The organism is Streptomyces sp. NPDC045022, from assembly GCF_056432605.1.
This window is the reverse complement of sequence record NZ_JBWKIR010000063.1, coordinates 1-10,478: the sequence shown is the minus strand read 5'-3', so window position 1 is coordinate 10,478 and position 10,478 is coordinate 1. Positions and strand designations below refer to the sequence as shown.

The 10,478-nt window shown below is 68.7% G+C and carries 14 protein-coding genes and 1 pseudogene; 5 read left to right on the top strand and 10 right to left on the bottom strand.

All coding sequences use genetic code 11. The features are described 5' to 3' along the window. Positions 1–282: 282 nt before the first annotated feature. Positions 283–753, bottom strand: coding sequence for a LexA family protein (locus AC07C1_RS40875; protein ID WP_478947181.1), 471 nt, complete (start codon positions 751–753; stop codon positions 283–285). Positions 754–846: 93 nt separating this feature from the next. Between AC07C1_RS40875 and AC07C1_RS40870 the strand changes: the two genes are divergently transcribed. After that, a complete protein-coding gene (locus AC07C1_RS40870) occupies positions 847–1,164 on the top strand; it encodes a DUF6233 domain-containing protein (protein WP_478947183.1) in 318 nt (105 codons plus the stop codon). Between the two features lie 607 nt (positions 1,165–1,771). Here AC07C1_RS40870 and AC07C1_RS40865 read toward each other — a convergent pair. Next, positions 1,772–2,068, bottom strand: coding sequence for a hypothetical protein (locus AC07C1_RS40865; protein WP_478947180.1), 297 nt, complete (start codon positions 2,066–2,068; stop codon positions 1,772–1,774). Positions 2,069–2,206: 138 nt separating this feature from the next. On the opposite strand from AC07C1_RS40865, the gene AC07C1_RS40860 reads away from it, so the two are divergent. After that, on the top strand, positions 2,207–2,389 hold the full coding sequence (locus AC07C1_RS40860; protein ID WP_478947179.1) for a hypothetical protein: 183 nt from the start codon (positions 2,207–2,209) through the stop codon (positions 2,387–2,389). Between the two features lie 1,098 nt (positions 2,390–3,487). Here the strand turns inward: AC07C1_RS40860 and AC07C1_RS40855 are convergent. From AC07C1_RS40855 to AC07C1_RS40835, 5 genes are all read right to left on the bottom strand, one after another. Further along, entirely contained in the window at positions 3,488–3,748 is a 261-nt protein-coding gene (locus tag AC07C1_RS40855; RefSeq protein ID WP_478947178.1) for a hypothetical protein, read from the bottom strand. Then, the gene (locus AC07C1_RS40850) at positions 3,745–4,050 is read right to left on the bottom strand and encodes a DUF6247 family protein (RefSeq protein ID WP_478947182.1); all 306 of its coding nucleotides are present in this window, start codon (positions 4,048–4,050) and stop codon (positions 3,745–3,747) included. Before AC07C1_RS40850 ends, AC07C1_RS40855 begins: the two co-directional genes overlap by 4 nt. Positions 4,051–4,133: 83 nt before the next feature. Next, positions 4,134–4,730, bottom strand: a complete 597-nt coding sequence (locus tag AC07C1_RS40845; RefSeq protein ID WP_478947184.1) for a hypothetical protein — start codon at positions 4,728–4,730, stop codon at positions 4,134–4,136. Between the two features lie 237 nt (positions 4,731–4,967). Then, on the bottom strand, positions 4,968–5,186 hold the full coding sequence (locus tag AC07C1_RS40840; RefSeq protein WP_478947177.1) for a helix-turn-helix transcriptional regulator: 219 nt from the start codon (positions 5,184–5,186) through the stop codon (positions 4,968–4,970). Between the two features lie 9 nt (positions 5,187–5,195). After that, positions 5,196–5,603 (bottom strand): hypothetical protein, encoded by a 408-nt coding sequence (locus AC07C1_RS40835; protein WP_478947176.1) that lies wholly within the window; start codon positions 5,601–5,603, stop codon positions 5,196–5,198. A gap of 76 nt (positions 5,604–5,679) precedes the next feature. On the opposite strand from AC07C1_RS40835, the gene AC07C1_RS40830 reads away from it, so the two are divergent. Next, on the top strand, positions 5,680–6,924 hold the full coding sequence (locus AC07C1_RS40830; protein ID WP_478947175.1) for an alpha/beta hydrolase family protein: 1,245 nt from the start codon (positions 5,680–5,682) through the stop codon (positions 6,922–6,924). A gap of 355 nt (positions 6,925–7,279) precedes the next feature. Here the strand turns inward: AC07C1_RS40830 and tpg are convergent, their stop codons facing one another. Both tpg and AC07C1_RS40820 read right to left on the bottom strand, forming a co-directional pair. Next, complete coding sequence (gene tpg / locus AC07C1_RS40825) at positions 7,280–7,741, bottom strand: telomere-protecting terminal protein Tpg (protein WP_478947174.1); 462 nt, start codon at positions 7,739–7,741, stop codon at positions 7,280–7,282. A gap of 267 nt (positions 7,742–8,008) precedes the next feature. Beyond that, a complete protein-coding gene (locus tag AC07C1_RS40820) occupies positions 8,009–8,440 on the bottom strand; it encodes a hypothetical protein (RefSeq protein WP_478947173.1) in 432 nt (143 codons plus the stop codon). A gap of 148 nt (positions 8,441–8,588) precedes the next feature. On the opposite strand from AC07C1_RS40820, the gene AC07C1_RS40815 reads away from it, so the two are divergent. Beyond that, the gene (locus AC07C1_RS40815; protein WP_478947172.1) at positions 8,589–9,527 is read left to right on the top strand and encodes an MFS transporter; all 939 of its coding nucleotides are present in this window, start codon (positions 8,589–8,591) and stop codon (positions 9,525–9,527) included. 125 nt (positions 9,528–9,652) lie between these two features. After that, positions 9,653–10,078 (top strand): annotated as a pseudogene (locus AC07C1_RS40810) (hypothetical protein); the annotation flags it as partial. Here the strand turns inward: AC07C1_RS40810 and AC07C1_RS40805 are convergent. Beyond that, a complete protein-coding gene (locus tag AC07C1_RS40805) occupies positions 9,996–10,406 on the bottom strand; it encodes a transposase (RefSeq protein WP_478947171.1) in 411 nt (136 codons plus the stop codon). The pseudogene AC07C1_RS40810 and the gene AC07C1_RS40805 overlap by 83 nt on opposite strands. Positions 10,407–10,478: the final 72 nt, after the last annotated feature.

Sequence of the window (10,478 nt, the reverse complement as noted above, 5' to 3'; positions counted from 1 at the left end):
ATCTGGAGACAACAGGCGAAGGCTTGAAAGACACAACATCAGGCTCCCACCAACAAGCCCGTCATACCCACTGAACTAACGAAAAGATCAGTAAGGGATCGTTTCGGAATGAGGCGTGGGCGGCGGAGGCTGTCGGCCAGTTTGAGCAGGGCCAAGTCCGATCGTCGGAATGTCGGGAGAGCCCCGTAAGCCTCGTGCTCTGGGAAGGGCACCCGAGGAAGAGCGTGTGCGGCTCGACGGGCTGACCGGGCGGGAGTACGACGCCCAGCGGTGCCGCTGGCTCTACTGCGGGGCCGTGCGGCACGGCCAGGAGGCGCCGGCCGCCGAGTAGCCGTAGGGCTTACTGCGGGTCGGGCCAGGTGGCCAGACGCCGGCGGTGGTCTCGTGGGTGAGGGTGATGCGGACGTTGGGCGTGCCCCCGTATTGCTTGACCCAGCGCCGGAACTTCTCATGGGGGTGTCGTCCCGGTTCCACCAGCCGTGCTGCCCCGGCCTGTCGCCGAAGGCGAGCAGCAGGTGGTGACGGGGGGAGCCGGTCATGCGAGGCGGATCCCTCGGGATCGGCCGGGCTCCCGGACGATCGCGTGCTTGGCACCAGCTCTCCCAGCTGGTAGTGCACGGAAGCCCGACTGCGCATACCGACCGCCGCACCGATCTGCTGCATAGTCGGGGCCTGGCCGTGCTCGGTGATGTACTGGCGGATAACGCGGAGGATGCGCTCCCGGGTGGCGGTGAGGTAGCCAACGCGGCGCATGCCCCGATTAGAGCGCTCGTTCGGTTTTCGAGGCAAGCTGGAGACACGCGCACCAGGTCACGGACAGGAGGAGGACAGGTGAGTGGCGAGCAGATGTCCCGACTCGACGCCCTGCGCTTCGCCCGCCGGATCGTGGAGCAGCTGGAGGTCATCGACCGCTGGATCGCCGACGAGGAGCGGCGGGAGGCCGAACATCGGCAGGGCGAGGAGCGACGGCCGCAGCCCCCGGCCTGGCTGATCCAGCACGGCCTGAACCGTACGAACGTGGATTTCGTCCACACCGGCGGCTGCTGGGTGGCAGCCAGAAGCGGCAGGTGCCGGTCGGCCGGCCGGGAGCAGGCGCTGGATGCCCTGCGCCAGGGTGTCCCACCATGTGTCCACTGTCGGCCGGACACGGAACTCGGCCTGTAACGGCAGATCCCCCTCGACCGCCCGTCGCAGTCGGGCTGATGCAGGCCGTCGACTGTCCGCGTCGGCGCGGAGAGGGACCGCGACGACAGGGTCACCGCAGCAGCCGCTTCACACCCTCGATGAGGAGGGCCGCCACCACGGCGGCGAGCATGGCGTTCGGCGGTTCCTCGACCTGGTCGACGACGTAGGCGAGCATGGTGTGCATCCGGATCATCCTTCGGGGTCGGTACCTTCGCCCCGTCGCCGTCGCCCTGGAGCAGCTGCCCGCCGTGGAACAGCGGATCAAGGGCCAGTAGTCGCACCTCTCGCACACGTGCGGCAACTCGCCCGGCACCGTCGATCCTGTCCGGCACCGGGCGAGAGCACGTAAGAGGCAGAAGGAGGTGATTGCCGTGGTGGAGTGCGGAACGTGCGGCCACCCGGGCGCGCACGCTGTCATCGTGCCGCCCGAGGGCTGGCCCAAGCGCTGCCCCGACTGCGCGCGGTGCGTGGCGGAAGCCCGAGCCGAACAGGAGCAGGGCGAATAGCTCAACCCAGAGGGCCGGTAGTGGTCGACTGCCGGCCCTCTGTCTGTCGCACCTCTCGCACATGTGCGACAGCGCTCCCGTCAGCCGCGGTGCTCTTCCTCGACCATCGCATTGAGCACCTTCAGAAGGCTGTCGATGGCCTGTAGAACCTGCCGCCGCTCTGCCGCGGGCAACACTGGCTCGGACCAGACGCCCGCCTGTCCCGCCCGGTGCAGCAGCGGCACGCACGCCTTCTCGACGGCCATCACGACCGCGTGACCGCTGAAGACGTCGTAATGCGGGCTGCGGCGCCACATCGACTCGCGCAGCTCCTGCAGCTTCGCCAGCAGCGCCGGCACCCCGCCTTGGTCGAACTGCGCGCGGACTGCCGAGGCCACTTCCTCCAGCGCCTCACAGCAGCCGACCGGAACGGGCCGGGCTCCTCGTACTCCTTGACCAGATCCCGGTACTGCGGATCATTCGTGAGGTGCCGCGGTGCGAAGTAGCAGCGGTCACAGCAGGTCTTGACCCACGGCATGATCCAGCCGTACTCAGCATCCCAGATCCACACCACCCGCTTACGCCCCGGCGATGGGCAGGTCTGGCAGGTGGTCGCCGCCTCGGTGAACGCCTTCAGCACCACCGCCGCCGCATCCTTCGGAGCGTCCAGCCACGGGAAGGTCTTCCAGCACAGCTCGCCGTACTTCTCTTCCCAGTGAGGGGCGGGTGCCTCGGGCCAGATCCGCCGGAGCTGCTGGACCGCGCGCTTGGTGATGGGGTCCCAGCCCGCCCCGCGAGCACGGAACATTACGAAGCGGTCCGATCGGCCGGACTGCACGAACCGCAGCGCTTCTGTGTACTTCTCGCCCGTCCCGGCCTGACGGAGACGGGCCATCTGCGCATCGGTGGACTGCCTCTTGGGCAACTGCTGCTCGTTCCTGACGGTCTCCCACGCTCCCGCCGGACGAAAGACATACCGAAGGGACGCGGGCCCCGGAGGACCTTGGCCGGTCGATCACCTGCGGCGTGGGCGGAGACGGCAAAGACCACGGGCCGATGACACCGGAGGCAGCCGCACGGATCCAGTCCAGGGCCGCGAAGGATCCCTCCAGAGAAGACGGCCCAGACCGGCTTCTCCCCGCGGGCACAGTCGGCGGCCGCGAGAGCCGACGACACCAAGCAGCGCAACGGCTCGAGCTAGCCCTGAAAGGGCCGCCGGGCTGGCAGCGTGCACCGCTGCCGGCCCGGCGGAGGCAGCTACCTCAAGAACGACCGACCTCCTGGGCCGGTGTCGTGAGGGAGCAGCGGGTTTCGCCTGTGCTGTCGGCAAGCGGCCGCACAGGCTCGGTCCGCCGACGGCGGACCTTGTTGGCAGTCCATCCGACAACCGTGATGACGGACGTCGCCATCACGCTGCCGACGAACTCCGGTAAGGCAGAACGCAAGAGATGCAGAGCAGACTCGAACATGGGTGGACCGGCACGCCAAGGCGGGGCCCGGTCGCGTGCCTGCTCCAACTCTCGCTAGTCGAATCCGATTGTCATGTACTACCCCAAGGGCCCGCAGGTGTAGTCGAACGGCCACGTCGATGATGCTCGGGTTGCCTTGTGGGCTAGCACCGCCTGTCGCTTTCACGAGTGTGTCATCCGAGGGTGGTCGGCGGCGTTGAAACGATGACGTTCACTGCGCTTCGGGAGCTGCCGTTCAGCAACACGTTTGCCGCCTGGGTGGCTGCCCGCGGATATGGCGGTGGCTACGATCGACAACGCCCTGACCCGGCAGTTGCGATGCCGGGGTCAGGGCGTTGTCGCCGGTGGCTATCCGAGCCAGGTGACGGTGAGGACGGACAGGCGGCGCAGGGGCTGGTTCACCCAGTAGGTGAGGGAGAGCTGGCCGACGGAGGCGTGGCGGATGTCCTCGCCCTCGGGGTCGTCGGTGTTCCACTGCCGGAAGCCCCACGGGTCGCCGGCGGCGGCGTCCAGGACGTCCCACACCATGTCTTCGACGTGCTCGGGCAGGGTGGTGAGGATCTTCGCGGCCGGGGTGGAGAAGCGGACCGCGTACGGCTGTGCGGTCACCGGCGCCGCCCGCGGAGCTCCGCCATGTCGATGAAGTCGCTGTCGTCGTAGCCGGAGGCGACGAACGCGTCGACGGCCGGGGCGGAGGCGAGGCGGCCCTGCCAGTCCTGGACGACCTCGTACAGCGGCGCGAGGGAGAACGTGCGCCGTGATTCCTCGAGCGCGGCCGCCCACTCCCGCTCGAAGGCCGGCACCCACTGCGCGGCCCGCCGGTCGGCGCGCAGCTGGGCGAGGAGTTCGGCCGGAGCCCCGGGCGCGGGGGCATGCGGCGTGAGGGGGGCGTGGTCGGGCTGCGCACTCATCGGCTGGTCCTCCTGGCGGCGGGTCGTCACCTCACCGTACGCGCGCCAGGTGGCCGTGGATGCGGGCATGGACGGATCCCCTCCTACTGGGTGCGCAGGGAGCGGGTGACGGCCTGGGCGGGCTCGCGCAGCGGCAGGTCCTGCTTGTCCCAGGTGGCGGCCACGTAGTTGAGGAGTTCGGCCGTGGCGCGCTCCGAGTCGCTCGGGTCGCTGGCGAGCAGCTTGTCGGCGGCGAGGGCGACGTCGACGGCCGGGGTGGACAGGTCTTCCGGGGCGAGGGCGTTGCCGCGGTCGACGTCCAGGACCAGGAGGTGGCGCACCTGGTTGCGGGACTGGATGGTGATGGTGTCCTCGCGCGGCGAGTCCGCATCGGCGCTGACGAAGCCGGGGTGGTTGAGGATCGCCGCGGCGATGGCCTCGGTGAGCACCGGCTCGGGCAGCAGGTCGTCGTCGCTGGGCTCCGGGGCCTTGAAGGTCAGCGTGTAGTTGATGCCGGCCTCGGTGGTGAACCACACCGTGTCGCCGCCGGGGTCGGCGTCCGCGGCCGCGAAGTGCGGGCTGCGGCGCAGCGCGTCGGCGACGCGGACCGGGTCGTGGTCGGCGTCGAACAGCGGGCTCTTGTCGCGGTTGATGGGCTGAGCCGAAGCACGATAGGTGTCACCATCAGCCTCCACTGACATGCGGCTTCGGTGAGGTCGAAGCACGGTAGTTGTCACCAGGTGGGCGCGCTATCTGTCACGGGTGGCGTGTGAAGCAGGGTCACACCGGGGACGGTGCTCCGCCGTTCGCCTGAGCTGCCCAGCGGGTCCGGCGGAGAGCCCGGCGCCCCTTGCACGGAGATCTTGGTGACAAGTGGCGCCCTTCGGCTCACCTGGTCGGCAATGCTCCCCGAAGGGTTCGGCTGGAAAGGCTCAATGTCAGGCCGGGTTGCCCGTTGTTTCCGTCCGGTCGGGACGGAAGATTTCCTCGATGGTCAGGCCGAAGACGTCGGCGATGGTGAACGCCAGAGGCAGGCTGGGATCGTGCCGCTCGGTTTCGATGGCGTTGATTGCCTGCCGGGAGACTTGGCACCGGTCGGCCAGGTCGGCCTGGCTCCACCGGCGAGCTGCCCGCAGTTCGCGTAGTCGGTTCTTCAAAGTGCGCCGTCACCGGTTCAGTCGGGTACGCAGGTCGGCGATCGTCATCCAGATGGCCACGCCGCCGAGGAGGATCACTTGCGCGAGCTGATGGAGCTGGATGATGCCCGCGGCATCGAGCAGGGTAGCCACCTGCAGCCCCACCAGGACTGCGGCGAAGGCGATGGCCATGCTCTCCAGCTGAATCCTGCGCAGGTATTCGTCCGCGCGCCGGAATGCCCGCAGCAGCACCCAGGCGATCGCGAGGGTGAAGACGGCGGTGGTTGCGATCCACCACGCCTTCTGGGCGGTGCTCTGATGGGGGTTGCTGCCCAGTGCCAGGGCTATCACGCCCAATGTAGACACGGGTATGCCGTCGATGAGCACAGCGCGGCGGGCCGCGCGCGTCACCTGGTCCTGCTGTACCTGCTTTGTCATGCGGTGAATGTAAGGTCTCCTTTCCATCTAGTCAAGCCTCCTTGACTAGATGGAAAGAAGACCTTACGTTTTGGCCATGTTAAACGAGAGACGGCTCCTGACCCGCCGAGCGCTGCTCCGTACCGCCGTGGCGTCAGCCCTCGCTTCGGTTCCGCTGGCCACCGCGGCATTCGCCCAGTCGCGACCCGCCGCCGACTCGCCGGTCGCCGCCGATCCCACGCCGACTCCGGTGCGGCTTACCCTGCCCGCACCAACCGGTCCGCATCCCCTGGGCACGCTCGCGGTGCACCTGGTCGACCGGTCGCGCGTCGATCCCTGGCAGGATTCCCGCCCGGCTCGGGAACTCATGATCCAGCTCTGGTACCCCGCACGCACCGCCCATGGCCACTTGCTGGCGCCGTGGATGACATCCGGCGCCGGCACCTTCTTCGAGCGGGAACAGGGCATCCCGTCCGGCAGGCTGCAGCTGCCCACCACGCACGCCCATCTGGCCGCACCGGTGGACCGCGGCCGGTGCGGGAAACCGGTCGTCCTGTACTCACCGGGCCTGCACAGCGACCGCAGCCTCGGCACGGTTCTGATCGAGGAACTAGCCAGCCACGGCTACCTGGTCGTGGCCATCGACCACACCTACGACGCCGACCAAGTCGAGTTTCCCGACGGCCGGGTGGAAACCTTCGCCATTACCGGCGACATCGACGATGCCCTGATCGCCAAGGCCCTCGCTGTCCGCACCGCGGACACCCGGTTCGTGCTGGACCAGCTCACCGCGCTCAACGCCGGACACAACACCGACGCCGGACGGCGACCCCTGCCACCCACCCTTACCGGCGCGTTCGACCTGTCCCGCATCGGCATGCTCGGCCACTCCCTCGGTGGCGCCACAGCCGCCGCAGCCATCCGCGCCGACCGGCGCCTGCGCGCCGGAGTCAACCTGGACGGCAGCCTCCTACCACCTGTCACCGCCGGCACCGACCGGCCATTCCTTCTCTTCGGCAGCGACCCCGGCCCAGGCCCGGAGGATCCCAGCTGGGATCAGTTCTGGACCAGCCAGTACGGCTGGAAACGCGAACTGGCCCTCATCGGCTCCACCCACACCTCGTTCACCGACCTGGAAACACTGCTACCCCAGGCCGCGCCCATCCTCGGGGTGACGCCCAGCCAGGTGACGCAAGCAATCGGCACCCTCGACCCGAACCACGCCATCCACGCCCAACGCGACTACATACGAGCATTCTTCGACCTTCATCTACGCCACCTCGACATCCACCTGCTCCAGCACCCCTCACTCCGCTACCCGCAAATCCGGTTCCTCAGATGAGGCACCCCCCATACCCGCACCACGGTCGCCCCTTCAGGCCCGCGGTGATCCCGCACGGGGGCACCCTTGCAGCGGCGACGTTCATTCACCACCGAGATACCCCCGCTCGCACGGCCACCCGCCGTCTCGCACAGCAGCCGGCTACCAGGCCGGTGACAACAAGCCTGCCTATGTGACAACTATCCTGCTTCGGCTCAATATGGTTTATAGCAGGCCCTGAATTCCGGCCGGGTCAGAATTGGAACTCGATCGACCGAACGTGTGTGAAATCAGCGCGCAGCCCGTCAGCCCGGGTGCCCCAATCCGTGAAATACGACTCGGTGATGGCCTCCGCGACGATCGGATGCAGCTCCTCCTACGTCGCACCGGCCTCCTGGAGCTGGAGGATCTGGGAGACGTAGGTGGGTGATATCGGCGTGGTGATGGTGCGCTCGCGGCCGTCGTCCGAGCTGCCCGTGCAGGTGAACCCGAAGTAGGCCGTCACCTCCACCATCATCCCGCTAGAGGTGGCCGCTCGTTCCCTCGCCTGTGCTCTGACCTGCGGTTGCCACTGGGATTCGGTCTCCTCCACGAGCGCGGCCTGGAGGCGCTTCTGCGGCTTCCTCAGCTGTCCGGCGCGGTAGCGCTGCACGGTGCGGGTCGAGACGCCCAGGCGTTCGGCGAGAGCCTTCGTGGACCGCTTGGTCCGGCTCCGCTGAGGGAGCAGCTGCGAGAGCCCGGTCCGTGGCGGTCGCCGAGTGGCACGGTGGGACGGTGGGACGGCAGCGGCACGCGGAAAACACGCTATAGATGCGCGCGAAGTACGTTTCGCGGCCATTCCGGTCCCCTGTTGCCGGCGCAGGCGCAGGGCGGTCTGCTGAATGTGCGGCCGGCGGCAGGCGATCGTCGGTGCGTTCGGGCAGGACCGGGAGGCGTACGCGCGCCTGCTCTGCCGAGAGCACCGGTGTCTCGCAGAGGCCCAGGGGGTGCGTCGTCGGTGGCCAGGTTTGCTGGCCGGTGCGGGTGCGGGTGCGGGCAGCCGCAGCATGCGTGGCGCCCCGCCGCAGGCGGCGCGGAGGGAACGCCACGAACGCTGTCGAGCAGGCTACCCCAGCAGCCGGACCGGGAAGCCACGGAACTCGCCTACGGGGCCCGCCGGTTGGCGAACGCCGACGACGCACAGCTGGGTGTAGGTGAGCTTGCCGAAAGCCATGGTGACCGGAACGCTCGCCAGCAGAACGCAGCGGGCCAGGTCGGCGATCGGCCGCTTGTACTGGTGCTCGATACGCACACCGAGCGGCAGAGCGATCACTCCACTGGCCACTGCAGACAACGCAGCGAGCAAAGAGACCTCGAACGCAGAGGAGCCCAGCACCAGGAGGGCAACCAACGGCAATGCCCCCATACCGACGGCACTGCCCGCCGCGCTGACCGCGTAGGCGCCCCACAACTGCCGGAAGTCCCACCCGAGCGTGCCCCGCCGTACCAACCGAACCTCCCGAGGTATGAAGGCGCTCAGCGTAGTGACTCCAACCACGTGATCAAGACATCACCACGGCCAGAGGGCAGCATCCCCAGAGCGCGACGCCAGGCCACTGCCCCCGGGAATGAGCTGCCTGCCAGGGACAGGAGGAGGAACGCAAGGGTCATGCCTGTGAGGCGGTGCCGGGTTGGCCGGTCCAGGAGTGCCCCGGCCGCCGCGTTGTCCGGACGGCGGCGTCTGTCGCGTTCGACGCGGCGAGTGGCGCGCATCTGAAGGCACTTGTCCTGCCCGAGCACCGCCTTCGTGCCAACAGCCTGTTCGAGACGACCAACTGGATCAGCGTCAGCGCCGGCCCGCCCGTGGGCGGGCTTCTGATCGGGGCACTGGGCACGGCCGCCACGATGGTGGTCGACGCGCTGTCCTTCCTCGGATCGGCCCTGGGTACCGTCGTATCCGGCAGCCTGAACCCGCGCCACCGGCCCGCGCCGCCACCTCCCACCTGGGCCGCGACATCGCTGCCGGCTGGCAGTACCTCCTGCGGCACGCAGGATTGCGGCCGCTGTTCTTCAACGCACTGCTCTTCGGTGGATCCATCATGATGACGTCACCACTGATGGCCGTCCTCATGCTGAACGACCTCGGCCTGGCACCGTGGCAGTACGGACTCGCCCTGGGACTGCCGTGCCTGGGCGGCGTGCTTGGCTCACGCCTGGTCCCACTGCTCACCCAGCGATTCGGACAGTGCCGCATTCTCTTGCTGTCCGGTGTCGCGCGCACGCTCTGGACGATCCTGCTGCCACTGACGCCCTCCGGTGCCCCCGGCGTGTTCGTCATCGTGGCCGCCGACTTCGGCCTGCTCCTCTGCGCCGGGGTCTTCAACCCGTCGTTCACCACGTATCGCATGGCGGCCACACCGGACGCTTTCATGTCCCTGGTCCGTCGGCTCCAAGACATGCCAGGCCGCCTTCATGATCGCTGGTGGTCTCATCACCGCCCCAGTGGGAGTCCGCGGTGCCCTGATCATCGCCGGCCTGCTGTGTATGGCGAGCGCACTGCTCCTGCCATGGCGGAAAGAACGCATCTCCACAGGGACTGTTTTGACGCCCACGACGGAAGCGGCTCCGTCCCCGGTTACGGATAGTCCCTCCGCATAGCGGTATCGCCGGATTGCAGTGATGCGGCTCTGCCGTGGTGGGAGAGTGGTGCTCCCGGGCTGCCATCCGGGCGCGGTGGCCTCTTGGTGGCACGGGTCCTCAGCCGCCGGGGATCGGGCTCGAGCAGTATCTGGAAGCGTTGGCCGAGGAGGAAGCACCGGCCATGACGGTCGGCGATCCGTCGCGGCGAAAGCCCGTAGGCCCGCGCCGTGCGGTGCCGCATCGGCAGAGCGCAGCCGGGGTCGAAGACCTGTCGCTCGACTACCAGGCGGTGATGGCCGCCACGGCGGAGGCCGGAGACGACGGGCTGGGCGCCCGACGGGCGGCCGTGGTGCTCGGCTGGGACAGTGCCTCCGCCTCGCGGGTCGAGGGTGCGAGAGCACGTCTGAAGAGGCTGGTGGAACGGGGCTGGCTGGTGGAACGGGGCTGGCTGGTGGAGGCGAAGCCGGGAAGGTTCACTCTGCCGGCAGGGCAGCAGGCCGATGATGCCGTGCGGCCAGGCGGCGGTTCACGAGTGCGATCATCGACCACCGGATGACGGCTTCGCTGGTCTCGGTGCAGCGTTCGTAGTCTCGGACCAGGCACCGACTGCGCAGTAGCCAGGCGAAGGACCGCTCGACGACCCAGCGGCGGGGCAGTGCCTGGAAGCCTCGGACGTCCTCGCTGCGGCGGACGATGTCGAGGACGAGCCCGAGATGCTGGCTCGTCCAGTCGGTGAGGTGACCGGGCCCGCGCCGAGCTCGCCTCCGCCCTCGGCAGCGCGCCGAGCCCGGAGGCCGAGGCGAAGGCGAAGGCCCTGCTTGAGCGCCTCGGGACCGCCGCGCACGTTCCGCGGGCGGCCGCCTAGGAGCTGTCCGGGCGATCATGTGACTGTTCCGTGCCGGACTCGTTGACGGAGACATGGGGCGGGGTGATCTGAGTGATGCCGAGTGGGAACG